This is a genomic window from Enterobacter cloacae complex sp. SYL001 (assembly GCF_049237025.1).
In the GTDB taxonomy this organism is placed as follows: domain Bacteria; phylum Pseudomonadota; class Gammaproteobacteria; order Enterobacterales; family Enterobacteriaceae; genus Enterobacter; species Enterobacter intestinihominis.
Genome location: NZ_JBMKJI010000001.1, coordinates 36,452 through 62,194 on the forward strand (window position 1 = coordinate 36,452; position 25,743 = coordinate 62,194).

At 55.8% G+C, this 25,743-nt stretch carries 24 protein-coding genes; 14 read left to right on the forward strand and 10 right to left on the reverse strand.

What is annotated here, in order from left to right:
* Position 1 precedes the first annotated feature (1 nt).
* The 3 genes from ACOTZP_RS00165 to comJ all read left to right on the forward strand — a co-directional run bounded on the left by ACOTZP_RS00165 (position 2) and on the right by comJ (position 5,594).
* Positions 2-4,504 (forward strand): RHS repeat-associated core domain-containing protein, encoded by a 4,503-nt coding sequence (locus ACOTZP_RS00165; protein ID WP_271074647.1) that lies wholly within the window; start codon positions 2-4, stop codon positions 4,502-4,504.
* Positions 4,505-4,515: 11 nt separating this feature from the next.
* Positions 4,516-4,740, forward strand: a complete 225-nt coding sequence (locus tag ACOTZP_RS00170; RefSeq protein WP_023330151.1) for a hypothetical protein — start codon at positions 4,516-4,518, stop codon at positions 4,738-4,740.
* Between the two features lie 347 nt (positions 4,741-5,087).
* Entirely contained in the window at positions 5,088-5,594 is a 507-nt protein-coding gene (comJ, locus tag ACOTZP_RS00175; protein ID WP_421633572.1) for a competence protein ComJ, read from the forward strand.
* Positions 5,595-5,664: 70 nt separating this feature from the next.
* Here the strand turns inward: comJ and ychF are convergent, their stop codons facing one another.
* Together ychF and pth are read right to left on the reverse strand one after the other, a co-directional pair.
* A complete protein-coding gene (ychF, locus tag ACOTZP_RS00180) occupies positions 5,665-6,759 on the reverse strand; it encodes a redox-regulated ATPase YchF (protein WP_010432886.1) in 1,095 nt (364 codons plus the stop codon).
* 126 nt (positions 6,760-6,885) lie between these two features.
* Positions 6,886-7,470: an aminoacyl-tRNA hydrolase gene (gene pth / locus ACOTZP_RS00185; RefSeq protein WP_006810922.1), complete on the reverse strand. Its 585-nt coding sequence runs from the start codon at positions 7,468-7,470 to the stop codon at positions 6,886-6,888.
* 274 nt (positions 7,471-7,744) lie between these two features.
* On the opposite strand from pth, the gene ychH reads away from it, so the two are divergent.
* Together ychH and ACOTZP_RS00195 are read left to right on the forward strand one after the other, a co-directional pair.
* Positions 7,745-8,020: a stress-induced protein YchH gene (gene ychH, locus ACOTZP_RS00190; RefSeq protein WP_022648382.1), complete on the forward strand. Its 276-nt coding sequence runs from the start codon at positions 7,745-7,747 to the stop codon at positions 8,018-8,020.
* 120 nt (positions 8,021-8,140) lie between these two features.
* Positions 8,141-9,199 carry a MerR family transcriptional regulator gene (locus ACOTZP_RS00195; protein WP_045621913.1) on the forward strand — a complete coding sequence of 353 codons (1,059 nt, stop codon included), beginning with the start codon at positions 8,141-8,143 and terminating at the stop codon, positions 9,197-9,199.
* Here the strand turns inward: ACOTZP_RS00195 and dauA are convergent.
* The 4 genes from dauA to lolB all read right to left on the reverse strand — a co-directional run bounded on the left by dauA (position 9,185) and on the right by lolB (position 13,539).
* Positions 9,185-10,864, reverse strand: a complete 1,680-nt coding sequence (gene dauA / locus ACOTZP_RS00200; RefSeq protein WP_038416189.1) for a C4-dicarboxylic acid transporter DauA — start codon at positions 10,862-10,864, stop codon at positions 9,185-9,187. The genes ACOTZP_RS00195 and dauA overlap by 15 nt on opposite strands.
* A gap of 124 nt (positions 10,865-10,988) precedes the next feature.
* Positions 10,989-11,936: a ribose-phosphate diphosphokinase gene (gene prs, locus ACOTZP_RS00205; protein WP_003856663.1), complete on the reverse strand. Its 948-nt coding sequence runs from the start codon at positions 11,934-11,936 to the stop codon at positions 10,989-10,991.
* Positions 11,937-12,061: 125 nt separating this feature from the next.
* Positions 12,062-12,931 (reverse strand): 4-(cytidine 5'-diphospho)-2-C-methyl-D-erythritol kinase, encoded by an 870-nt coding sequence (gene ispE / locus ACOTZP_RS00210; protein WP_032624093.1) that lies wholly within the window; start codon positions 12,929-12,931, stop codon positions 12,062-12,064.
* Positions 12,928-13,539, reverse strand: coding sequence for a lipoprotein insertase outer membrane protein LolB (gene lolB / locus ACOTZP_RS00215; protein ID WP_003856665.1), 612 nt, complete (start codon positions 13,537-13,539; stop codon positions 12,928-12,930). The genes ispE and lolB overlap by 4 nt, the downstream gene beginning before the upstream one ends.
* A gap of 201 nt (positions 13,540-13,740) precedes the next feature.
* On the opposite strand from lolB, the gene hemA reads away from it, so the two are divergent.
* Genes hemA through kdsA form a run of 6 tightly spaced genes read left to right on the forward strand, consistent with a single transcriptional unit; the run spans position 13,741 to position 19,044 of the window.
* Positions 13,741-14,997: a glutamyl-tRNA reductase gene (gene hemA / locus ACOTZP_RS00220; protein ID WP_003856666.1), complete on the forward strand. Its 1,257-nt coding sequence runs from the start codon at positions 13,741-13,743 to the stop codon at positions 14,995-14,997.
* Positions 14,998-15,038: 41 nt separating this feature from the next.
* A complete protein-coding gene (gene prfA / locus ACOTZP_RS00225; protein WP_003856667.1) occupies positions 15,039-16,121 on the forward strand; it encodes a peptide chain release factor 1 in 1,083 nt (360 codons plus the stop codon).
* Positions 16,121-16,951 carry a peptide chain release factor N(5)-glutamine methyltransferase gene (prmC, locus tag ACOTZP_RS00230; RefSeq protein ID WP_032624094.1) on the forward strand — a complete coding sequence of 277 codons (831 nt, stop codon included), beginning with the start codon at positions 16,121-16,123 and terminating at the stop codon, positions 16,949-16,951. Before prfA ends, prmC begins: the two co-directional genes overlap by 1 nt.
* Positions 16,948-17,340, forward strand: a complete 393-nt coding sequence (gene sirB2 / locus ACOTZP_RS00235; protein ID WP_421633573.1) for an invasion regulator SirB2 — start codon at positions 16,948-16,950, stop codon at positions 17,338-17,340. The genes prmC and sirB2 overlap by 4 nt, the downstream gene beginning before the upstream one ends.
* Before the next feature lie 3 nt (positions 17,341-17,343).
* On the forward strand, positions 17,344-18,153 hold the full coding sequence (gene sirB1, locus ACOTZP_RS00240) for an invasion regulator SirB1 (protein ID WP_022648376.1): 810 nt from the start codon (positions 17,344-17,346) through the stop codon (positions 18,151-18,153).
* 36 nt (positions 18,154-18,189) lie between these two features.
* Positions 18,190-19,044, forward strand: a complete 855-nt coding sequence (gene kdsA, locus ACOTZP_RS00245; protein WP_022648375.1) for a 3-deoxy-8-phosphooctulonate synthase — start codon at positions 18,190-18,192, stop codon at positions 19,042-19,044.
* Between the two features lie 106 nt (positions 19,045-19,150).
* Here the strand turns inward: kdsA and chaA are convergent, their stop codons facing one another.
* On the reverse strand, positions 19,151-20,251 hold the full coding sequence (chaA, locus tag ACOTZP_RS00250) for a sodium-potassium/proton antiporter ChaA (RefSeq protein WP_003856672.1): 1,101 nt from the start codon (positions 20,249-20,251) through the stop codon (positions 19,151-19,153).
* Positions 20,252-20,519: 268 nt separating this feature from the next.
* On the opposite strand from chaA, the gene chaB reads away from it, so the two are divergent.
* On the forward strand, positions 20,520-20,750 hold the full coding sequence (gene chaB, locus ACOTZP_RS00255; RefSeq protein ID WP_003856674.1) for a putative cation transport regulator ChaB: 231 nt from the start codon (positions 20,520-20,522) through the stop codon (positions 20,748-20,750).
* Positions 20,751-20,927: 177 nt separating this feature from the next.
* Positions 20,928-21,623, forward strand: a complete 696-nt coding sequence (locus tag ACOTZP_RS00260) for a gamma-glutamylcyclotransferase (protein ID WP_017384255.1) — start codon at positions 20,928-20,930, stop codon at positions 21,621-21,623.
* Positions 21,624-21,653: 30 nt separating this feature from the next.
* On the opposite strand, the gene ACOTZP_RS00265 is transcribed toward ACOTZP_RS00260, so the two are convergent.
* The 3 genes from ACOTZP_RS00265 to ACOTZP_RS00275 form a co-directional block, all read right to left on the reverse strand.
* Positions 21,654-21,893 carry a hypothetical protein gene (locus ACOTZP_RS00265; RefSeq protein ID WP_015570352.1) on the reverse strand — a complete coding sequence of 80 codons (240 nt, stop codon included), beginning with the start codon at positions 21,891-21,893 and terminating at the stop codon, positions 21,654-21,656.
* 196 nt (positions 21,894-22,089) lie between these two features.
* Positions 22,090-23,874 (reverse strand): methyl-accepting chemotaxis protein, encoded by a 1,785-nt coding sequence (locus ACOTZP_RS00270; RefSeq protein ID WP_421633574.1) that lies wholly within the window; start codon positions 23,872-23,874, stop codon positions 22,090-22,092.
* 106 nt (positions 23,875-23,980) lie between these two features.
* Positions 23,981-24,334, reverse strand: a complete 354-nt coding sequence (locus ACOTZP_RS00275) for a DsrE/DsrF/TusD sulfur relay family protein (RefSeq protein ID WP_421633575.1) — start codon at positions 24,332-24,334, stop codon at positions 23,981-23,983.
* Positions 24,335-24,407: 73 nt separating this feature from the next.
* On the opposite strand from ACOTZP_RS00275, the gene nasR reads away from it, so the two are divergent.
* Positions 24,408-25,580, forward strand: a complete 1,173-nt coding sequence (gene nasR, locus ACOTZP_RS00280; RefSeq protein WP_271074649.1) for a nitrate regulatory protein NasR — start codon at positions 24,408-24,410, stop codon at positions 25,578-25,580.
* The last annotated feature ends 163 nt before the right edge of the window (positions 25,581-25,743 follow it).

Here is a 25,743-nt window from a genome sequence, read left to right on the forward strand (position 1 = left end):
CATGAGCGATAACAACGCGGCCCGTAAGGGCGACGAGATTATTCACTCCAGCATTTTTGCTGATATTACCAGCATTGTGGCGGAAGGCGCTGCCTATGCGGTGATTGGCGCGGCGGTGGGCGCGGCAGCGACCGTCGCGGCCCCACTGCTGGGAGCCGGGGCCGCAGCGGCAGGCGTGGCGGCAATTGGATCCAGCTGTCTGTTGAGCGGCATTATTGGTGGGGTTCTGGCGAACGTCGCGGGGATCACCGACGATATCAGCAATGCTGCTGAAGGGCTGGGCAACGCGCTTTTTCCGCCGTCGCCTGCGGGTAAGATCACCACCGGTTCAAATAACGTTCTCACCAACGCAATCCCCGCCGCGCGCGCGGCAGGCACGCTGACGCCCGCCGATACCCCTTCCCCTGAGCCGCAGTCGCCGGGCAGCTTTGCCGATTACGCGGGCATGCTGCTTGCCGCTGCCGGACAGTTCGGCAGCGAAATGTGGCAGCCGAGCGTGGCCTCTGCCGCTGCCTGGACCTCGCCGCTGGAAGAAGACAAGGTGGCGTGCGAGAAACACTCCGGGCCGCAGTATCTGGCGGAAGGCTCGAAAAGCGTCTTTATCAACGGGCAGCCCGCGGTGCGTGCAAAAGATCGCACCACCTGCGAAGGCACCGTTTCCGACGACGTCTCCCCGAACGTGATCATCGGCGGCGACACCCTCACGGTTCGCGATATTAAAAGCGGCAAAACGCCGGGCCTGGCGCTGGGGATGATTGCGCTCTCCCTGCTGCGCGGGCGTCCGGGCAAGATCCTGAAAAACATGCCCTGCGCGCTGGCTGCTGCCGGTGGCGGGATGCTGGCCGATATGGCCGTCAACGCCGTGTTCGGCTCCTCGCACCCGGTTCACGCCGCTACCGGTGTGAAGGTGCTGAATGACGACGACGAACTCGATTTCTCGCTGCCGGGGCGCTTCCCGCTGCGCTGGCAGCGCAGCTACAACAGCCTGACCACCCGCGAAGGGCTGTTTGGTCTGGGCTGGGCTACCACCTTTGACAGCTATCTGACGCTGGAAGAAAACAACGCCACTTGGTTCGATGAAACCGGGCGCGAGCTGAGCTTTGAACTGCCGCCGGTCGACCGCGCGTTTTACAGCATCAGCGAAGGCATTATCATCCGCCGCAATGAGAGCGGCGACGTGGCGATTGCCGACGATGACGGCGCGGTGTGGCGTCTGTATAAACCGACCCGCGCTAACCCAGCCATACTGCGCCTGGCCTCCCTCAGCGACGAGTACGGCAACGCGTTGCTGACAGAATGGGATGAGCACGGGCGGCTGGTCGGTCTGCACGATGAGCCGCGGGCGATCGACGTCACTCTGCGTTATGAAAATGAACGTTTCCCGCAGCGGGTTACCTCGGCGAGCCATTTTGACGGCAACCAGACATGGCCGCTGATGCAGTGGGGGTACGACGTGCGCGGCCAGCTGGCCAGCGCAACGGATGCCTCCGGCGTGGTAACCCGTGAATACCGTTATAACGATGATGGCCTGATGGTCTGGCACCGTCTGCCGGGCGGTCTGGAGAGTGAATACCGCTGGCAAAAATTCGACCACTGGCGCGTGGTGGAAAACCGCACCAGCACCGGCGATGGCTGTCGCTTTAGCTATGATCTAGCCGCCGGGCTGACGACCGTCGATCACTACGACGGTCAGACGCGAAAGCATTACTGGAACGCGCAAAACCTGATTGTTCGCTACGTTGACGAGCGCGGTGAGAACTGGCGCTACGAGTGGGATGACAACGAACTCCTCACGCGTCGCATCGATCCGCTCGGTAATGCCGTTACCTTCGTCTATGACGACATGGGTAACCGGGTGCAGGAGATCGACGCCGACGGCAATACCCGCACCACCACCTGGCTGGAGCACCGTGCGCTTCCGGCCTCCATCATCGAAGCCGACGGTAGCGCCACCCGTTTCCTGTATGACGAACATCACGGGCTGAAGTGCGTGGTGGATCCGATGGGGCAGACCACGCTGCTTCGTCGGGACGAGTTTGGTCAGGTCGTGGAAGAAGTTGATGCCGCCGGCAACAGCCGCTACCAGGAGTACAACGAGGCCGGGCAGATGGTGCGTGTTACGGACTGTTCGGGCCGTGTGACACAATACCGTTATCATCCGCTGGGCTGGCTGGTGGCTGAGATAAGCGCCGACGGCGAAGAGACGCGTTACCGCTACGACGCCGCAGGGCGTCCGGTGCAGCTCGATCGTCCGGAAGGCTGGATGGAATCTCTCAAATGGAACGAACGTGGCCTGCCGGTGAAGCATGCGGGCGCCGACGGGAAAGAGAGCGAGTTCAGATACGACGAGGCAGGGCGCTTAACCGCCACCCGTAATACGCAGGGTGAAGAGGTGCGTCGCCGCTGGGACAGCCGCGGGCGTCTGATTGCCCTGGAAAACGAAAACGGCGAAGCGTACCAGTTCCGCTGGGGTGCGGACTCGCTGCTGCTGGAAGAGGTGGGGCTGGATGGCGTGGCCTCGCAGTATCGCTACGACGCCTGTGGGCGTACGATAGCGCGCACCTTTGCCGCCGGACATCCGGAGGCCATTACCCATGCCTTTGCCTGGAGCGCGAGCGGCCAGCTGGTCGCCCGCACCACGCCGGAAGGGCAGACCCGCTACCACTACACCCCGTCCGGCCTTCTGAGCCGGATTGGGCTGCATCCCGCGCTTTCAGCCGATGCCTGGAGCGCCGAAGCCGAGCAGGAGCTTGTGTTTGAGTATGACGCGCTCGGGCGCGTCACGCGCGAAACGTGCGAACACGGCGAGCTGGCGTGGCAGTATGACGCCCTTGGCAACCGCACCTCCGTCACGCTGCCCGATGGCCGGGAGCTGAAACAGTTCTACTACGGCAGCGGGCATCTGCTCAGCATCGCGCTTGATAAGCTCTCGGTCTCCGACTTTACCCGCGACGAACTTCACCGTGAAACCAGCCGTACGCAGGGGCTGCTAACCACACGCAGCGAATATGACCGTCTCGGTCGACTGCATCGCCGGGACGTTTTTACCGGCAATGCCCAGCGCCCGTCGCCGCGCCGCTGGTCCCGCCGCTGGGATTACGACTATCGCAATAACCTGGTCCGCGAAGAGCGGGACGATAACCCGTTCAGTTGGTACCGCTGGCAGTACGACAGCGCCGGACGTCTGCTGGTTCAGGACGGCACGCTGCCCGGCCAGGAGCAGTGGCGCTGGGATGCTGCCGGTAACCCGCTCGAAGGCTCTGCTGAGAAGGTCACGCACAACCGCCTGACGCAGCTGAACGGCATTCGCTGGTGCTATGACATCCATGGCCGCACCGTGGAGAAGGATAACGGCCAGACCCGCTGGCACTACCGCTACGACGGCGAGCACCGCCTGACGGAGGTCATCAGCCAGCCGCGGGACCGCAACAGGCCGCAGACGCAGGTCAGCTTCCGCTATGACCCGCTCGGGCGACGCATCAGCAAAACGCGCCGCCAGATGCTGGGCGGGCAGCCAACCGGCAAGCCGGTCACCACGCGGTTTGTCTGGGAAGGGTTCCGGCTGTTGCAGGAGGTGCACGGGGACGTGCCGCTGACCTACGTCTACAGCGATCAGGACAGCTACGATCCGCTGGCACGAATTGACGGCGTTGATGCCCCGGAAATCTTCTGGTTCCACTGTCAGCCCAACGGCACACCGGAGCGGATGACTGATAGCGAAGGGCAGGTGCGCTGGGAAGGGGTGAACAGCGCCTGGGGCAAACTGCTGCGGGAAAGCGAAACGCAGGTATCAGGATATTCTCAGAACCTGCGCATGCAGGGGCAATACCTGGACCGTGAGACAGGGCTGCACTACAATCTGTTCCGGTATTACGACCCGGACTGCGGACGGTTTACGCAGCAGGACCCGATAGGGCTGGCGGGGGGAATAAACCTTTACCAGTATGCGCCGAATGCGCTGGGGTGGGTGGATCCGTGGGGGTTATCGTGCAGAAATAGCTGGAATGATTTCCAGAATAAAACAAAAGGGGTTTTCTCAAGTAGGGCTTGGGCAGCAAAGGCGTATAATTCTTTAAAAGGCACGACGAAGCCCAATCGGCCAAACCCAACGAACTATCTAGACCCTTCTTATGTTAAGCAACATCTTGCTTTATTTAATGATGGTATTTCTAAAATTGCATGGGGAGTGAATAGAGCTGAGATTGGCCCTCCATCTGGTCATTTTGTGATGCCAAAATCAGTTGCTGATAACATTATTAAGAAAGCTGGCGGAGATGTCGGGAAGTTAGAGAAAATGTTAGGATTAGACCCTGGAGATCTTGGCGATTCACCGGTCCGAATAGATATCCTTAAACCTCAAGGGCTTAGGATGCCTTCAGGCAACGAGGGAGGGGCTAATGATTTTTGGGTTCCTGGAGGTAAGACGTCAGGAGGGATCCCTGAAGCCGTAATAGATCAAACGCCTGTCGGTGATGCTTTGATTACACCGATTATAAACAAATAGAGGTACGAAAAATGAGTGAAGTTATTTTTACTGGTTTTGGCATTGACATAATTAAAAGAGATAATGAATATTTTATCCGATATGATGCTGGAACTATTGCTATGATTGATAAAGAGTCGAAAATTACATCCGAAGAAGCATTGAAAGCACAAAGAAGTGAAAGAGATGCTTATGAAGTTATTGTTGCCACTCAGACTAGAGAAGGGAAAAATAAGCCCTTTTTTTCAAAGGATTAATAGTTTTATGCAGGGGGGATATTTTACAGCCAAAAAATCAGGAGTTGTATAATTGATAGCGTTGAAATTGTAGCTTACTATATTCTATAGTTGTAATTAATTAATATTTTAAAATAGTTATTGTTTTATTTTGTACGTAACTATTGTTGTATAGTTAATTTCATTGCTAAACTCGGTGACAAACCGCTCGTTTTTATTTATATAGCATAATTACAACGAATTTTTTACTCAATTAGCATTTGTCAACTTCAGTTATGGGGGCATCCTTGCGTAATAATCGCTATCTTTATGGTCAATCAATCCTCAAAGAGAAGATATGTACATAGCAACAAAAACGATAGAAGAATATGAAAAATAGTCTTTTTTACATAATGAGGCATAGATATAGTCAACATGTTGACCTACTGATTTCACATCGTCAAATATTGCTACGATCACGAGACTATGATGAAAAACTGAGCCAGTGGGGTAAAGGTAATGTATCTCAAGGCGCTGTGATTCATAAAGATTATGTTATTTCTGATCCTTTACCTGAGGACGCATTTGGAGCAAACGTAAATATTAAAATAGAAAATACTTTTAATTTAGATGAAAATGCTCAACGCTGCATTGTAGTGCCATTTTTTATTACAGATAAAAATAAGCTTCAGGTGGCTTCTGCGACAGAGAAATTTGACATAAACATAAATGTAACCAACAAAACGTATTCGCTCTATTATGAGATTTGTGAAGGGGATGAAATTTATTACAATTTCACTCTTGTGCCGGAAAAAGACACTGTCACAGCTAAGTTTTTATTAGACGACCCTTGGGGCGGAAAAAAAGATAATCCACTCAAAGAAGGTGTTTTTTAACGTTAATAATAACTAAATAAGAACGAAAAAAATCCACGCCAAAGCGTGGATTTTTTTAATTCAAAACTAATCAGACGTTAAACAAGAAGTTCATCACATCGCCATCTTTAACGATGTAGTCTTTCCCTTCAGCACGCATCTTGCCAGCTTCTTTCGCGCCTTGCTCACCCTTGTAGGTGATAAAGTCTTCAAACGCGATAGTCTGCGCACGAATGAAGCCTTTCTCGAAGTCGGTGTGGATCTTACCAGCCGCCTGAGGCGCAGTCGCACCGACAGGGATGGTCCATGCACGCACTTCTTTTACACCAGCGGTGAAGTAGGTTTGCAGGTTCAGCAGCTCATAGCCCGCGCGGATCACGCGGTTCAGGCCCGGCTCTTCCAGACCCAGTTCGGCCATGAACTCTTCACGGTCGGCATCGTCCAGCTCGGCGATATCAGATTCAACGGCCGCGCAAACCGCTACCACCACAGAACCTTCAGCCGCGGCAATTTCACGTACTTTGTCGAGGTACGGGTTGTTCTCGAAACCGTCTTCGTTAACGTTGGCGATGTACATGGTTGGCTTCAGGGTCAGGAAGCTCAGGTATTTGATCGCCGCTTTGTCTTCTTCAGTCAGGTTTTTCAGCGCGCGCAGCATGCCCGCGTTTTCCAGCTGTGGCAGACATTTTTCCAGGGCAGCCAGTTCCGCTTTCGCGTCTTTGTCGCCGCCTTTGGCTTTCTTCTGCACGCGGTGAATGGCGCGCTCGCAGGTGTCGAGGTCAGAGAGGGCCAGCTCGGTGTTGATGACGTCGATGTCGTCAGCCGGATCCACTTTGTTGTTAACGTGGATAATGTTGTCGTTCTCGAAGCAGCGCACAACGTGGCCGATCGCTTCGGTTTCACGGATGTTGGTCAGGAACTGGTTGCCCAGGCCTTCACCTTTGGATGCGCCTTTTACCAGGCCCGCGATGTCCACGAACTCCATGGTGGTCGGCAGAATGCGCTGCGGCTTCACGATTTCCGCGAGCTGGTCCAGACGCGGATCGGGCATAGGAACAACACCGGTGTTCGGCTCGATGGTACAGAACGGGAAGTTCGCCGCTTCAATACCTGCCTTGGTGAGCGCGTTGAACAGGGTGGATTTGCCCACGTTTGGCAGACCGACGATACCGCATTTGAATCCCATTTCTAAATCACCTTAATATCTTGATAATCAATCCGTTAACGATAACCGATTGAACAAAAGTAAATAACTACGCCTATTATACACGTAACCCGCACGACGCGCGGTAAAAAAGCCCCATGGCGCCGATTATTGCGCTTTGAAAGCGTGCAGTCGATTGGTGGCTTTCGTCAGGCCGTCCTGAAGCCAAATCTCGGTGCAGCGGGCCGCTTCGTCCACCGCTTCGTCAATCAACTTCTGCTCAGAAACCGGTGGTTTACCCAGTACGAAACCAACAACTTTGTTTTTATCGCCCGGATGGCCGATTCCCACGCGCAAACGGTGGAAATTAGGGTTATTACCCAGTTTGCTGATGATGTCTTTAAGGCCATTGTGGCCGCCATGACCGCCGCCCAGCTTGAACTTCGCCACGCCTGGTGGCAGATCCAGTTCGTCGTGGGCCACCAGGATCTCATCCGGATTGATGCGATAAAACGTTGCCATAGCCGCCACGGCTTTGCCGCTCAGGTTCATAAAGGTGGTTGGCACCAGCAACCGCACGTCAGCACCCGCAAGATTGATGCGTGAGGTATACCCGTAAAACTTGGGTTCTTCACGCAGGGGAGCGCGCAGACGTTCCGCCAGCAGATCAACATACCAGGCGCCGGCGTTATGGCGGGTAGCGGCATACTCTGCGCCCGGATTGGCGAGGCCGACAATCAGTTTAATCGTCACGATTTACTTCCTAATGGGTTCCAGATCTGGCGCGTAGTTTACTGTCTGGCGCGCCGCTTGACAAAGTTCTGCCTGCTGTACACCGAAATGCGAATAATTTCTTCTTTGAACAATTAGAATTTCAAGCTGTTCAATGTCTTATTTGTAAATTTTTGTCCGGGAGTTATCTGTAAATGTGATCATTCACGCAACTCATATAAGTGGCGTTGTCTATACTTTACACACAAGGAGAAGGGGTTTTTCCCCTGACAACCCAAAGTTCCGGAGGTGACATATGAAACGCAAAAACGCTTCAATGCTCGGTAACGTGCTAATGGGGTTGGGACTGTTCGTGATGGTCGCCGGTGTCGGTTATTCAATTTTAAACCAATTACCGCAGCTTGACCTCCCACAATACTTTGCGCATGGCGCGGTGCTGAGTATCTTCCTCGGTGCGGTATTGTGGCTCGCCGGGGCGCGCGTGAGCGGACATGAGGAAGTCTGCGATAAATACTGGTGGGTGCGCCATTACGATAAACGATGCCGCCGCGACCAGCATAAGCACGGCTAGTGCCCCATAAAGAACACCGAAACGACTTCATCTGAAGTCGTTTTTTTTTGCATGACGCATTGACCCTCACGTAACGTAAGGCTTCAGAGTAGCAACACTGGCAGAACAAAAGGAGCCGTTATGTTGATTCAGGTGGGTGAACTGGCGAAACGTGCTGGGATCACCGTGCGGACTTTGCATCACTACGAGCAAACAGGGCTGTTGTTACCTTCTGCCAGAAGCGCGGCAGGCTACCGGCTTTATAACCTGGCGGATGTGCAGCGTCTGCATATGATCCAGACGCTGGCAAAAGCCGGGCTGGAGCTTGCCGAAATCAGGGATTTTCTGGAACAGCGTTCGCTGTCATTAGCGGAATTACTCGACGGGCAAATCACTTTGCTGGACAAGCAACTGCGTAGCATCCATACGCTGCGCAACCGGCTGGTGGAATTGCGTACCGGGCTGACCGACGATGCGACGCCGGATCTGGAATCCTGGCTACAGACTCTGGAGTTAATGAATATGTACGATCGCTGGTTTAGCAAAGAAGAGTTGCAGCAACTGCCGTTTGCGGTAGAGAAAGAGGCGCTGGCGGATATCTGGTCGGGTCTGGTGACGGAGGTTAAACACTTGCTGGAACAGAACGTCAGCGTCACGGACGCGCGGGCGACCGATTTGGCTTCACGGTGGATGGAACGCCTGGAACAGGATACCGCAGGCAAACCGGAATTTTTGACCCGTCTGAACGAAATGCACAGCGGGGAGCCGCAGATGCAGGAGCAAACCGGCATTACGCCGGAGATTACGGATTACATCACGCGGGCGTTTGCCGAATCAAAGCTCAGCATCTGGGAGCAATATCTCACTGCCGAAGAGATGGCCTTTACCCGGGCGCACTACTTTGACCGGATGATGGAGTGGCCGCCGCTGGTGGCGAAGCTGCATCAGGCGCAGCGGGATAATCTCAGTCCCGCTTCTGACGATGCGCAAAAGCTGGCAGAAAAGTGGCTGGTTTTATTCCAGTCCTATGCGGGAACAAACCCGCAGACCCAGCAAAAATTTCGTCTCGCCATGCAGCAGGAGCCGCATCTGATGAAAGGTACGTGGATGACGCCTGCCGTGCTTGAATGGCTCCAGCAGGCGATCGGGGTGATGATGCAAAGACGTGTCTCTGCATCAGATGACTCACAGATCCGCTAATGCAGCTTCACGGTTAGGGTAGAAGGACAATCGGCCAGGGATCGGCTGCACGCCCGCGCGCGCCATGGTACGCAGGGGCTGGAATTCGAGGTTACTGATCCGCAGCTCGCAGCCTTCCGGCAGGCGGGCAATAAAGCGCTGGAAGGCATCCAGACCGCCGGCATCCAGCACCGGGACGGCATCCCACTTCAGCACCACAATCCGTTTGCCCGCGATGCGGGACGCCAGATCGCTGAACAAACCTTCCGCCGCGGCGAAGAACAGCGGGCCAATCACGCGCAACACTAGCACATCGTCAGGCACCTCAACGTTAACCGGGGAGAGACGCGTCATCTGCGCGATGCGGCGCATAAACAGCAGCGAGGCCAGCACTATGCCGACGCTGATAGCGATAACCATATCAAACAGCACGGTCAGCGACATGCAGATCAGCATCACGATGATGTCATCTTTCGGCGCACGGCGCAGCAGATTCACCACCTTATGCGCCTCACTCATATTCCAGGCCACCATCAACAGCAGCGCAGCCATGGCCGAGAGTGGAAGCCATGAAAGCAGCGGGGCAAGGATCAGCAGCGCCATGATCACCAACAGGGAATGAATGACCGCTGAAACCGGTGATGTCGCGCCCGCACGTACGTTCGCGGCGGAACGGGCAATCGCAGCCGTAGCCGTAATACCGCCGAAGAACGGTGCAACGATGTTCCCTAAGCCCTGACCGACCAGTTCGCTGTTGGCTTTGTGCTTAGTGCCGGTCATGCCGTCGAGCACGACGGCGCAGAGCAGGGATTCAATCGCGCCCAGCATTGCCATGGAGAACGCGGCAGGCAGCAGAGCGCGAAGGGAATCCCAGCTCAGGGTGAAGCTGGAGCCCGGCATGTCCCACGGCAGAACCAGCTGCGGCAGCAGCTGCGGAATACCGTTACCCTGTGAGCCATCCGCCAGAACATAGTGGAACTGGGAGCCAATGGTGGCGACCTGTCCACCGAGCAGGTTGACGACGCCCATCACCGCGCAGCCCAGCAGCAGAGCGGGGAGATGCCCCGGGAGACGAATGCCTAAGCGAGGCCAGACGATGAGTGTGCCGAGGGTAACGATGCCAATGGCTGCATCGCCCAGGTTGGCCGTCGGCAACGCCATAAACAGCGCGCCCACTTTCTGTAAGTAGTGCTCCGGAACATGGGCCATTTGCAGGCCGAGGAAATCCTTAATCTGCATGGTCCCGATGGTAATCCCAATCCCCGAGGTGAACCCCAGCGTCACGGAAAGGGGAATATATTCAATCAGGCGACCAAAGCGGGCCAGACCGAACAGAATTAAAAAGATGCCGGACATCAGGGTGGCAACCAGCAGGCCTGCCAGACCAAACTGTTGGGAAACCGGGTAGAGGATCACCACAAAGGCGGCAGTTGGGCCGGAGACGCTGAAGCGGGACCCGCCCGTCAGCGCAATCACAATCCCCGCAACGGCTGAGGTGTACAGCCCGTACTGCGGCGCGACGCCGCTACCAATCGCCAGTGCCATCGCCAGCGGGATGGCAATAATCCCGACGGTGATCCCGGCTATCAGGTCACGAACAAAGCGTGACGACGTGTATTTCTCTTTCCAGCAGGCGTCGATGAGGGCGCGAAAGGGCAGAACATGTGAGGAGGTTACGTTTTTCACAATTATCTATCATCCGTGTGCGCATCATCTGTCATATGAATGGCAGGTGAAGGAGGCATAAGTCATACAAATAAATACTATAAACAAAAAAACCCGCCGTAGCGGGTTTTTTGGCCGTGTTCGATCAGTGTTCGAACATTGCGGAGATCGATTCTTCGTTGCTGATACGACGAATCGCTTCGGCCAGCATCCCGGACAGAGTCAACGTACGCACGTTTGGCAGCGCTTTGATCTCGTCGCTCAGCGGGATGGTATCGCACACCACAACTTCGTCGATGACGGAGTTACGCAGGTTGTTTACCGCATTGCCGGAGAAGATCGGGTGAGTTGCGTAAGCGAATACGCGTTTCGCACCACGCTCTTTCAGCGCTTCAGCGGCTTTACACAGCGTACCGCCGGTATCGATCATGTCGTCCACCAACACGCAGTCGCGGCCAGCCACGTCACCGATGATGTGCATCACCTGAGAAACGTTAGCACGCGGACGGCGTTTGTCGATGATCGCCATGTCGGTATCGTTCAGCAGCTTCGCGATAGCTCGAGCACGTACCACGCCGCCGATGTCTGGAGAAACCACAATCGGGTTGTCCAGATTCAGTTGCAGCATGTCTTCCAGCAGGATTGGGCTGCCGAAAACGTTATCAACCGGCACGTCGAAGAAGCCCTGGATCTGCTCTGCGTGCAGGTCGACCGTCAGTACGCGGTCAACGCCGACGCTGGAGAGGAAGTCTGCGACAACTTTAGCGGTGATTGGCACACGCGCGGAACGGACGCGACGGTCCTGACGTGCATAGCCAAAGTAAGGAATAACAGCAGTGATACGGCCAGCAGAAGCGCGACGCAGCGCGTCGACCATAACAACCAATTCCATCAGGTTGTCGTTCGTTGGAGCACAGGTGGACTGGATGATGAAAATATCACCACCGCGTACATTTTCGTTAATTTGTACGCTGACTTCGCCGTCGCTAAAGCGACCTACAGCGGCGTCGCCGAGGGAAGTGTACAGGCGGTTGGCAATACGTTGTGCTAGTTCCGGGGTGGCGTTACCAGCAAAAAGCTTCATATCAGGCACGAGAAGAACCTCAGGCATGCGTCCAGTGGTGGATAGCGTTCGCCGCAAACTGCGGGGCCTAAGCAAACGCTATCCAGGCGGTGTATTAAAGAGCGCGATGCAACGTCTGGAACAGGGTGACGTTGTCACCGAAACTCAGTCTGCGCCAGAATGGCCTGCTGTAGGGGGGAGGTGTTCATCCCGCGTGCTACAAAACCATGCAGCCAATCCGGCGCTTGCTCAAGCACCTGACGGGCGGCGGATTCGGTGTCAAATTCAGCAAAGACACAGGCCCCTGTACCGGTCAGGCGCGACGGCGCGTATTCTAACAGCCAGGAAAGCACCGCATCAACCTCGCGAAAACGTTTTCTTGCGATATCCTCGCAATCGTTGCTGAATTCACAATTTAATAACGTTTTTATTGACCGTACCGGGGTATTTCTTTTCAGGTCAGGATCTTTAAAGATGACCGGGGTAGGAATGCTCACGCCAGGGTGAACGATCAGATACCATTTTTCCGGCGGATCGACCGGCGTGAGGATTTCGCCCACCCCTTCAGCAAACGCCGCGTGGCCGCGCACAAACACTGGTACATCGGCGCCCAGCGTCAACCCTAACGCTGCCAGCTCGTCCGTTGTCAGACCGCAGCCCCACAGATGGTTAAGCGCCACCAAAACGGTTGCAGCATTTGACGAACCGCCGCCAAGACCGCCGCCCATCGGCAGGCGTTTGTCGATACGGATATCCGCACCGCTTCCCGCTGGCAGACGACCCGACGACGACGCCGTTTTCATCAGCAGGCGGGCAGCGCGCACGATCAGGTTATCGTCATGCGCCACGCCGTCGACTGGCGTCAGCAGGCAAATCTGCCCGTCCTGACGCGGTTCGATTGAGATCGTGTCGCCGTAGTCGACAAACTGAAACAGGGTTTGCAGGGTGTGATAGCCGTCAGCGCGCTGCCCGGTAATGTAGAGAAACAGGTTCAGTTTTGCGGGAGAGGGCCAGTGGGTCATCATTTAACGATCCAGTTATCCATTTTCAGCTTGATACGCTGGCTACCCTGCGTCAGCTCCATATTGGACGGCAGCGATGGTTGCGTCTTGCTGTCATACGCGCTGTACACCACTTTCCAGGTTTTACCGCCCTGGGTGTAGTTAACCTGGCTCAGACGGTATTGGTCATCAAGCGTATAGTCGGTGGCGTCACCCGGCAGGCCAAGGATCCACTGGCGCAGACTATTGAGCGGAATCGGCATCCCGGTCAGCTTGCCAATCATCTCTTCGGCGTCGGTCGCGGTGTAGTGCTGGCCTTTGTTATCGGTGATCTGCGCTTCGCCAGGCTTCGCGTTAAGCTCCAGCTCGGTGCTGCCCAGCGGGTTGAGCAGCAGCAGGCGATAGTTGTCCTGCCCCGTTTGCTGCCAGAAGAAGCGAGCATAAACTTTTTGTTCGTCAGAGAGATATGCAAATGCACCGCGGGTCTGGTACTGGCTTAATTTCAGCACATCCTGCTGGTGCTGACGCCACTGCGGTGAGTCGGGGCTTTTGCCCGGGCCCTTCGGCTGATGAACGGAACAGGCGGTCAGAACCAGGGCCGCCAGAGGCAGCAGGCGAATCATTCGGGTCATAATGATGACAAATCCTTGAGATACGTTGCAGTTATAACTGTTAATGCTAGCGTTGAAGGGTGCCACCGTCTACGTTCAAATTATCTCAAAGCGCGGCGTAAGCTATTACTCCGAAAGGGGGCAGTCTCTTTTATTGATCTCGCGCATCCTGTATGATGCGTCCTGCTAACCTTATTAACGCTGGTACTACTCCCGCTCAACATGACCCTATTAGCACTCGGTATTAACCACAAAACGGCCCCGGTTTCACTGCGAGAACGCGTTACGTTTTCGCCGGATACGCTCGACCTGGCGCTGGATAGCCTGCTTGCACAGCCGATGGTGCAGGGTGGCGTGGTGCTGTCGACGTGCAACCGTACCGAGCTCTATTTAAGCGTGGAAGAGCAGGACAACCTGCACGAGGCGCTGATCCGCTGGCTATGTGACTATCACAACCTCAACGAAGAAGAGCTGCGCAACAGCCTGTACTGGCATCAGGATAACGATGCGGTCAGCCATCTGATGCGTGTGGCCAGCGGTCTGGATTCGCTGGTGCTGGGCGAGCCGCAGATCCTCGGCCAGGTGAAAAAAGCCTTCGCGGATTCCCAGAAAGGGCATCTGAAAGCCAGCGAACTGGAGCGAATGTTCCAGAAGTCATTCTCCGTGGCGAAGCGTGTGCGAACCGAAACCGACATTGGCGCCAGTGCGGTTTCGGTTGCTTTCGCGGCCTGTACTCTTGCCCGTCAAATCTTTGAATCGCTGTCGACCGTCACCGTACTGCTGGTGGGGGCGGGCGAAACCATCGAGCTGGTGGCGCGCCATCTTCGCGAACACAAGGTGAAGAAGATGATCATCGCCAACCGCACCCGCGAACGTGCGCAGGTGCTGGCAGATGAAGTGGGCGCTGAGGTGATTGCGCTGAGCGACATCGATGAACGTCTGAAAGAGGCGGACATTATTATCAGTTCTACCGCCAGCCCGCTGCCGATTATCGGGAAAGGGATGGTCGAGCGTGCGCTGAAATCACGCCGCAATCAGCCGATGCTGCTGGTGGATATCGCCGTTCCGCGTGATGTCGAACCGGAAGTGGGCAAACTGGCGAACGCCTACCTGTACAGCGTGGATGACCTGCAAAGCATCATTTCGCACAACCTTGCCCAGCGTAAGGCGGCGGCTGTGCAGGCGGAAACCATCGTTGAACAGGAAACCAGCGAATTTATGGCCTGGCTGCGCGCGCAAAGCGTCAGCGAGACCATCCGCGAATACCGCGGTCAGGCGGAGCAGGTGCGTGATGACCTGACGGCCAAAGCGTTAGCGGCCCTTGAACAGGGCGGCGACGCGCAGGCGATTATGCAGGATTTAGCCTGGAAACTGACCAACCGCCTGATCCATGCCCCAACCAAATCTCTTCAGCAGGCTGCCCGTGACGGGGACGATGAACGCCTGACTATTCTGCGCAACAGCCTCGGGCTGGAATAGCGCCCTATACCCATTTTCTAAGACAAGGTGCATTTACGCCTATGAAGCCTTCTATCGTCGCTAAACTGGAAGCTCTGCACGAGCGCCATGAAGAAGTCCAGGCGCTGCTCGGCGATGCCGGGACCATTGCCGACCAGGAACGTTTTCGCGCGCTGTCGCGTGAATACGCGCAGCTAAGTGATGTTTCAAAATGCTTTACCGACTGGCGACAGGTCCAGGAAGATATCGAAACCGCGCAGATGATGCTCGACGATCCTGAAATGCGCGAGATGGCCCAGGAAGAGTTGCAGGACGCTAAAGCACGGTCAGAAGAGATGGAGCAGCAGCTTCAGGTCCTTCTGCTGCCAAAAGATCCGGACGATGAGCGTAACGCTTTTGTGGAAGTCCGCGCCGGTACCGGCGGCGACGAAGCGGCGCTGTTCGCTGGAGATCTGTTCCGTATGTACAGCCGTTATGCGGAATCACGCCGCTGGCGCGTAGAGATCATGAGCGCCAACGAAGGCGAGCATGGCGGCTACAAAGAGGTTATCGCCAAAATCAGCGGCGACGGCGTTTATGGTCGGCTGAAGTTTGAATCCGGCGGTCACCGCGTGCAGCGCGTGCCTGCGACAGAATCTCAGGGACGCATTCACACCTCGGCCTGTACGGTGGCGGTCATGCCCGAGCTGCCGGAAGCGGAACTGCCGGATATCAACCCGGCGGATCTGCGCATCGACACCTTCCGCTCTTCAGGGGCGGGTGGTCAGCACGTTAACACCACCGACTCCGCTATCCGTATTACTCACCTGCCCACCGGGATTGTGGTTGAGTGTCAGGACGAGCGATCCCAGCACAAGAACAAAGCTAAGGCGTTATCCGTGCTGGGTGCCCGTATCCACGCGGCGGAAATGGCGAAACGCCAGCAGGCGGAAGCCTCTACCCGCCGTAACCTGCTGGGCAGCGGCGACCGTAGCGATCGTAACCGCACCTATAACTTCCCGCAGGGGCGCGTAACCGACCACCGCATCAACCTGACGCTCTACCGTCTGGATGAGGCAATGGAAGGCAAGCTCGATATGCTGATTGAGCCTATCGTGCAGGAATACCAGGCCGACCAGCTGGCGGCGCTGTCCGAGCAGGATTAATGGATTTTCAGCGCTGGTTACGTGAGGCGGCCCGTGAACTTTCAGAAAGTGAAAGCCCGAAGCGGGACGCCGAAATTCTGCTTGAGCATGTGACGGGTAAAGCCCGCACGTATCTGCTGGCTTTCGGCGAAACCGAACTGACAGCTGAACAGCTATCGCAGCTGGAGGCGCTGCTCGCCCGCCGTAAAACCGGCGAGCCGGTGGCGCATCTGGTTGGTGAGCGCGAGTTCTGGTCACTTCCGCTGTATGTCTCAGCGGCGACGCTGATCCCGCGCCCGGACACCGAGTGTCTGGTGGAGCAGGCGCTGGCGCGGTTACCGGCGCAGTCGTGTCAGATCCTCGATCTGGGTACCGGCACCGGCGCGATTGCGCTGGCGCTTGCCAGCGAGCGGCCGGACTGTATCGTGACGGCGGTAGACGTGATGCCTGATGCGGTCGCCCTCGCGCGGCGCAACGTTGAACGGCTGGGGTTGAACAATGTTTCCGTTCTGCGAAGCAGCTGGTTTGCCGCGCTTGAAAGCCGCACGTTCGAAATGATTGTCAGCAATCCGCCCTACATCGACGAAGACGATCCGCATCTCGCGCAGGGCGACGTGCGTTTTGAACCGTTGACCGCGCTGGTCGCTGCGAATCAGGGACTTGCGGATCTCGATCACATTGTGACAACGTCACGGCAACATTTGCTTCCCGGTGGCTGGCTGCTGGTGGAACATGGGTGGACGCAGGGAGAGGCGGTGCGAGCGCTGTTTACGCGTGCCGGATACGCCGCCGTGGAAACCTGCCGGGATTACGGCGGCAATGAACGTCTGACGCTGGGGCAGTGGTCATGAGCCTGTTTACGCTGCTGATCTCCGTTCACCTGGTTTCCGTTGCTATGACCATCGGCTCTTTCATTGTCCGCTACTGGTGGCGCTACAGCAATAATCCGCTGATTAACGCCCGCTGGGTACGTATCGCCCCACACGGTATCGACACAGTGCTGTTCCTTTCCGGAGCCGGGTTAATGTGGAAGACCGGCTATCTGCCATTTACTGATAAAGGCCTATGGCTGACTGAAAAGCTGTTTGGCGTTATCATCTACATCGTTTTGGGTTTTATCGCGCTTGGGCGTCATCGTCCGCGCAGCCAGCAGACAGGGTTTATCGCCTTTCTGCTGGGTCTGGTGGTGCTGTACATCATCATTAAACTCGCCACCACAAGAATACCGTTACTGGGGTAAGTCATGAGGTCCTTAGCCGATTTCGAATTTAACAAAGTGCCGCTATGCGATGGTATGATCCTGATTTCAGAGATGATCCGCGACGATTTCACATCACAGTACGTTTACGCTGAACTGGAAAATCTGGTCAGCCTGGCGCGCGAAGAGATCAATCAGGCACGTCCGCAAGACTGGCAATTAGAGAAGCTGATTGAGCTTTTCTACGGCGAATGGGGTTTCTGCGACACGCGAGGCGTGTATCGCCTGTCTGACGCACTGTGGCTGGACCAGGTGCTGAAAAATCGACAGGGTAGCGCCGTCGCGTTGGGCGCCATTTTACTGTGGGTTGCGCACCGACTGGATATTCCACTGGTGCCGGTCATTTTCCCCACGCAGATGATTTTGCGGGCGGAGTGGCTGGACGGTGAGATGTGGTTAATCAATCCGTTTAACGGCGACACGCTGGATGAGCATACGCTGGACGTCTGGCTGAAAGGCAACATCAGCCCGATAGCGGAGCTGTTCAATGAAGATCTCGATGAAGCCGATAACGCCGAAGTGATCCGCAAGCTGTTGGATACGCTGAAGTCTGCGCTGATGGAAGAGCGTCAGATGGAGCTGGCCCTACGCGCAAGCGAAGTGCTGTTGCAGTTCAATCCGGAAGATCCGTACGAAATCCGCGACCGCGGCCTGATTTATGCGCAGCTCGACTGCGAGCACGTGGCGCTGAATGATTTGAATTATTTCGTCGAGCAATGTCCGGAAGACCCGATCAGCGAAATGATTCGCGCGCAGATCAACGCGATCGCGCATAAACACATTACACTGCATTAATCTTAATTCCGATTCACACCTGAATAAGGCGATCCTATGAAACAAAAAGTGGTTAGCATTGGTGATATCAACGTGGCAAACGACCTGCCGTTCGTGCTGTTTGGCGGTATGAACGTTCTGGAATCCCGCGATCTCGCTATGCGCATCTGCGAACACTACGTGACCGTGACCCAGAAGCTGGGCATCCCGTACGTGTTTAAAGCCTCTTTTGACAAAGCCAACCGCTCCTCCATTCACTCCTACCGTGGCCCGGGCCTGGAAGAGGGGATGAAGATTTTCCAGGAGCTGAAACAGACGTTTGGCGTGAAAGTGATCACCGACGTGCACGAAGCGTCTCAGGCACAGCCCGTGGCTGATGTGGTAGACGTGATTCAGCTTCCGGCGTTCCTGGCGCGCCAGACTGACCTGGTAGAAGCGATGGCGAAAACCGGTGCCGTGATTAACGTGAAAAAACCGCAGTTCGTGAGCCCTGGCCAGATGGGTAACATCGTCGATAAGTTTATCGAAGGTGGTAACGACCAGGTGATCCTGTGCGACCGTGGTTCAAACTTCGGTTATGACAACCTGGTTGTGGATATGCTGGGCTTCAGCGTAATGAAGAACGTCTCTAACCAGTCTCCGGTGATTTTCGACGTGACCCACTCCCTGCAATGTCGCGACCCGTTTGGCGCCGCGTCTGGCGGGCGTCGTGCGCAGGTGACCGAACTGGCGCGCGCCGGTATGGCAACCGGCCTGGCGGGTCTGTTCATTGAAGCGCACCCGGATCCGGTTAACGCGAAATGCGACGGTCCATCCGCGCTGCCGCTGGATAAGCTGGAGCCATTCCTGAAACAGATTAAAGCGATTGACGATCTGGTGAAGAGCTTCGACGAGCTGGATACCAGCAACTAATAAAAAAACCCGCTTCGGCGGGTTTTTCTTTGCCCGGCGGCGCTACGCTTGCGCGGGCCTACGGGTTTCGTAGGCCGGGTAAGCGCAGCGCCACCCGGCAAAAAAATTACGCAAATATCGTCATCAGATACGCAATAAACAGCGCCATATGCGCCGCGCCGTTCAGCACATTGGTGCGGCCGGTTGAGAAGGAAATCTGGCACAGTAGTAGCGACGCTACCATCACAATCATCTCTGGTGCACCCAGCGCAAACTGCAATTCATTCCCCGTCATAAAGGCAATAAGCGTTACCACCGGAACGGTAAGGGAGATGGTCGCCAGAACGGAGCCAAAGAACAGATTCATCGCACGCTGCACCTGATTATTGAGCACCGCTTTCAGCGCTCCCAGGCCTTCTGGCGACAGGATCAACAGGGCTACCAGGAAACCGGTAAAGGCGACCGGCGCGTTCAGTTCAGTTAACAGCGCCTCCAGCGGGTTAGCATTCATCTTGGTGACCGCAATTACCGCAATCAGATGCACGATCAGCCAAACCGTGTGCCACGCGCTGCTGTGGGCCGACGGCTTACCGTGATGCGGGTCATCATCGTCGCCGTCGTCTTCATGCTCGTAAACAAACAGGCTCTGGTGCGTTTTGGTCTGGATCAGCAAGAACACGCCGTACATCGCCGCGGAAATCAGTGCCACCAGCAGCGCCTGGCCGGTGGTGAAGTTTGCGCCCGGCAATGCCATCGGGAATACCAGCACGATAATCGCCAGCGGGAACAGGGCGATCAGATACTGTTTAATGCCAAAAAGGTTCATGTACTGGGTGGCAAATTTGCGGCCACCTAATAAAAGCGAAAAACCGACCAGGCCGCCGGTAACAATCATAATGATGGAGTAGAGCGTATCGCGCATTAACGTTGGTGCGGCGTCGCCGGTGGCCATTAATGCGGAAATTAGACTGACCTCAAGAATCACAACCGAAAGGCTTAAAATTAATGACCCATACGGCTCTCCAAGACGGTGGGCTAAAACATCCGCATGGCGTACCACGCTAAATGCACTGGTTAAAATACCCACCAGAGCCAGAATATTGATCCCCACAACCACTGGCAATGACTGACTGCTTCCCCAGAAGAGCAGCACAGCCAGTGCCAGAACCGGGAAAATGAGAGAGGTCTCCTTGTGGCGGGTCTTTACCGCCTCGTGTGTTGCTGTCATGTGTTTCTCCAACAGTGCAGGTGCTTGTAATTATAGATAGATTTTGAGGGTGTTAAATTAACAGAAAACGGTTAAATACCCTGTATTTTTTACTTAATTTTACCCTTTAATGGGATTTTTCTTCCTGAAGCTTATAATGCCTCATTTACACAAAATAATAATTTAATAACAATGCCTTGCACTCTTAAATAGTTCATTTCTCGCTGTCGGCTGGCACCCTGGCGTATCGTCGTCCACACTTATCTTTTAGCCAAAAGAGAGGTTAGCGATGCCATACAAATCGAAAAGCGAATTACCGGATAACGTGCAAAACGTACTGCCTGCCCACGCTCAGGATATCTATAAAGAAGCCTTTAACAGCGCCTGGGATCAGTACAAAGATAAAGAAGATCGCCGGGACGATGCCAGCCGTGAAGAGACGGCGCATAAAGTGGCCTGGGCCGCCGTAAAAAATGACTATGAGAAAGGGGATGATGACAAATGGCACAAAAAGAAATAGCTGCCGAATAATACGCTGCCTCCATTTTGACATTTCAGGCGGTTGAACTGCCGCTGTATTGCATCTGGCCCGCGAATTGCTTATCGTTGCTCAACTGCTGTTAAAATGAACAGCACAGAATGCCGGGAAGGCGCATTAAAGATGTCGCAAGGAAGCATGCAGTGGCGGAGGTGGAATGTGTTAACGCGTGATTTCTTGATGAAGGCAGATTGTAAGACGGCATTTGGTGCTATTGAGGAATCGCTTCTGTGGTCGGCTGAACAACGTGCGGCGTCGCTTGCGGCAACGCTGGCCTGCCGCCCGGATGATGGCCCGGTCTGGATTTTTGGTTACGGCTCGCTGATGTGGAACCCGGCGCTCGAGTTTGTTGAATCGGCAACCGGAACGCTGCCTGGCTGGCACCGCGCCTTCTGTTTGCGCCTGACCGCCGGACGCGGCAGCGCGTGTCAGCCTGGACGTATGCTTGCACTAAAAGAGGGCGGGCGCACCACGGGCGTGGCATACCGGCTGCCGGATACCACGCTGGAAGATGAGCTGACGCTGCTGTGGAAGCGCGAGATGATCACCGGCTGCTATATGCCCAGCTGGTGCAAGCTGGAACTGGACGACGGCCGCACCGTCAACGCGCTGGTGTTCATTATGGATCCGCGGCACCCGCTGTATGAAGCCGACACCCGAACCCAGGTGATTGCCCCGCTGATTGCCGCCGCCAGTGGACCGCTGGGCACTAATGCCCAGTACCTTTTCTCGCTCGATCAGGAGCTGACGCGTCTCGGTATGCAGGACGACTGTCTGAGTGAGCTGGTGGTGAAGGTTAAAGCGCTGCTGGAAGGGAACCCGCTCAGCAATACGCTGCGCCCGGGTTTTGCCTGATAATACGCCCGGCTGGCCGGGCGTTTATGGTTATGCTGCCACGTAACTTACGGAATGTTCGAGCGACTGGCTGTGGCTGTCGATCAGCACATCCCAGGTGCCGGTGTAAGGCACCGTCAGCCAGGCCTTATCATCCTGGACGGTAAGGATATCTGCCTGCGATTGCTTTTGCCCTTTTGTACTCATCAGATGGATGCGGCAACGTTCTGAGCAACGCACCACTACCGTATCCCCGCCAAACAGTTTCAGACTCGTTTTAACTCGTGCCATTTTTTATACCCCGTCGTTTTTGCCCATCCCGAGCGTGATGTTGTTCACAATTTACTCATTGCATAACACCAAAGGGGAAGGTGGGTGATGCTGATTTCGATCAAAAAATGGCGCAACGATTAAACAAAAATGACAAAATTTCTGAAACCTTTCAGCCGACGCGCGTTTTCCCTGCTTAACGCGCGTCCGGGAAAAATTATATGCGGAAATGGCCAGCGGTCTCAGCAAGGTCGCCCGCCTGGCTTTGCAGCGCGCTGGCCGCAGCAGCAGACTGTACAACGAGTTCAGCGTTCTGCTGCACCATGCGATCCAGGTGAGTCACCGCGTGGTTAATTTCATGGATGCCTTTCATCTGCTCGCGGGTGGCAATAGATATTTCACGCATAATGCCAGACACGCTCCCGACGCTGGCGCGGATCTCATCCATGCTGTCGCCCGCAAGGTGCACAAACCGGGAGCCGGTTGCAACGCTTTCGGTAGTGGAGTCAATAAGGGATTTTATCTCTTTCGCCGCCTGAGCGCTGCGGCTGGCCAGATTACGCACTTCCCCCGCAACGACCGCGAACCCACGGCCCTGCTCACCGGCACGAGCCGCTTCGACGGAGGCGTTAAGCGCCAGAATGTTGGTCTGGAAGGCGATGCCGTCAATCACGCTGGTGATATCGCCAATCTTTGCAGAAGCCACTTCGATGGACTGCATGGTGCTGATTGCCTGCGAGACAACTTCGCCGCCGCGCGCTGCGGCCGCAGAGGCCTTACTGGCCTGGTCGTTGGCTTCTTCGGCCGATTCATTCGACTGGGTGACGGAGGCGGTTATCTCTTCCACGGCGCTGGCGGTCTCACGCAGGCTGGACGCGGCCTGCTCGGTACGTCCGGAGAGATCCTGATTGCCTGCCGCAATCTCCTGCGCGGCGTTTTTCACTGAGGCGCTGGCGTCGCGAAGCTGGACCATCACCACCGAGAGCTTATTGCTGAAGGCGTTAAACGCCTGCGCAATTTGCGCCACTTCGTCATCGCCGCTATCCGGCAGACGCTGGGACAGATCGTTGGTGCCGTTGGCAATGCTGTGCATCGCGTCGCGAATGTCGGACAGGCGCTTAAGCAGGCGGGCTATCAGGAGGTGGACAATGGCGCCGCTCAGAAGCGCCAGAATCACCAGCGAGATTGCCGACGCTTTCAGCAAAGAACGCATGCCGGAGGTAGCGTCGCTGCTGTCGAGGGCGACGACCAGCAGCCAGTTCGTGCCCGGCACGGCTGAGGCGATAAAGGTTTTTTCCTCATCATTCAGCGTCCCGTCGACCGGATTACCGCTCTTCAGCGCCGCAAGGTCGATGCCTTTGATCGTCCCGGTAAACGGCTTCAGCGTCAGGGTCGGCTCGTTGCCGGCAATAACCGTGCCGTCGCTGTTCAGGAGCAACCCGCTGCTGGCAGGCGTTGGGTGGATCCCGCGCACATTCGCCACCACGCTATCCATGGCGACATCGCCCGCTACCACCGCTTTCAGAGTACCATTCTCCTTCACCGGTACGGCAAACGTCACCACCAGCTTCCCGGTCCCGGCATCAACGTAGGGCGCCGTCACAACCGGGCCGTCCGTGCTCACCACCTGCTGATACCAGGGACGAATGGTTGGGTCATAATCCGCCGGGACCCCCGCAGGATCGGAGAATTTCGCCGTCTTGCTGGCGTAGCCTGCGTAGACGTTGGTGAAGCCGCCCGCCTGGGCTAATTGCTTAAACACCGGAACCGGATCGTCAGCCAGCGCGATACTCTGCGCGGAGGCAATCACCGTCATTTTGCTTTTGACCCAGTCGGCAATCGCCATATTGTGGCTGGCGCTGGTGCTGGTCAGTATATCGCGCTGCGACTGCTGATTATCCTGGCGCGTGACCTGAAAGTTGATAATGGTATTAAGAAGAAGGGCGACGACCATACAGCCTGTCGTCGCCGCAATGATGCGGGCGCGAATGGATCTGAACATAAGTGTAATACCTGCTGTGTTGTTTCCATGCCTATCGGCAATGGCGCAGGTAAACTTGATGCTGAAACCGCGTCCATAAGAAAATAATATTTTTAGCGATTTATTATTAAAAAGTTAATACTTTATCAGCGGTAAGAGTCCATTCAGCCAGTTCAACCAGCGTGCCAATTTCCACGCCATCAATCAGGGGCAGCCCGGTAATGCCGCGACCGTCGGTACAGTTTTTGCACAGCTTGACCGGAACGTTTTGCGCGGTCAGGATCTCCAGCATGTGTTGGATGTTGTAGCCCTCAGCGGGTTTCTGCCCCTTCAGCGCGGCCGTGACGGCATCGGACATCAAAAAGAGGCGCAGCTCCAGCTCACTCTCCTTATCGCGCAGCGCGATTGCCAGGCGCAGACTGTTAAAAAGGGATTCACTGCCGTAGGCCGCACCGTTGGCGACGATCACAATCTTCTGCATGTTGACTCCTGTTCTTTGAAAAGGCACGAATATTGCTTCTCATACCGAAGAATATGTATCGGAGAGAGAAACGATGACGATAGTGGCTGGCAGTTCGCCTGGCGCGACCGAATGGTTCCAGCGTGCAAGAATGCTGCGGGAGGAACAGCTCGGCAGATTAGCGCAGCTGGGCGCACTGGTGAACGGCATCAGTCGACTGGTGCATATGCTACAGTGCGAACGCGGTGCGTCAAATGTCTGGCTCTGCTCGCAGGGTAAATTGTACGGGCCTGAATGCAAGGCCAGCAGGGCTTTGGTGGATGAAAACCTTGCGGCATTGCACCTCCTGTTTAACGAACCGCTGCCGGGCAGCGCCCTCTGCGAACGTATCGCCAGTGCACTGCACGGCCTTGAAACGCTGACGGTGCTGCGTGATTGCGTTACAGGTCAACGCGTCACCGCGCCGCAGGCGATGGAACACTACAGCCGCATACTGCGGCATCTGCTCAATATCGTACCTCAACTCAGCGACAGCATTGACGATCCGCACATCGCGGGCCGATTTGTGGCCCTTTACAGCCTGATGCAGGGCAAAGAACTTGTGGGACAAGAGCGGGCGTTAGGGGCTATTGGTTTCACCCAGGGATTCTTTGACGATGAAACTCGCCAGCGGCTGGTGGATCGCATTGATGGCCAGCAGGCCTGCTTTGAGGTTTTTATCTCCCATTGCACTCCAGACGTGCAGGAGACGTTTACCCTCAACTGTCAGCCGGGTCTGGAGACTGAAAAACTCAGGCGTGAAGCGTGCACCCGCCAGCCTCCGGCAGATAATGGCGATACCGCTCTCAAATGGTTTGCCCTGCAAACCGCGCGTCTTGAGCATCTGCGCACGCTGGAGGAGGTAGCCATTGCCGATCTGATGACGGCAGTTGAGGAGCGTCGCTATAGCGAAAACCTGCACGTAGACGATGAGTACGACGATATCCTGGCGCGATTTCCGGATAGACCACTGCTGCCGCTGGTGCGCCAGCAGGCGCGTGAAATTGAGCAACTCTCCCGTCAGCTTGCTTCCCTGCGCGACACGCTGGAGGAGCGCAAGACAATCGACAAAGCCAAAAGCGTGCTAATGACGCATCAGAACATGAGCGAGGAGCAGGCGTGGACAGCCCTGCGCAAAATGGCGATGGATAAAAACCAACGCATGGTGGATATCGCCCGTGCGCTCCTTACGGTGAAAAATCTGTGGAAGATACCCCCTGGGGAGTAGTTGCACAGTCAGTGGGCATTTTATGCCTGATTGAGGTGCGTAAAACAGCGCTCTCCTTGCAGAAACCCCGTAACGCCGGGGTTAAAAAGCTGGCATCACCTTTGCATTAACAGATTAACTATTTTTGACGATGCGCCAACGGCGGTGCATACGTCTTCGGGAT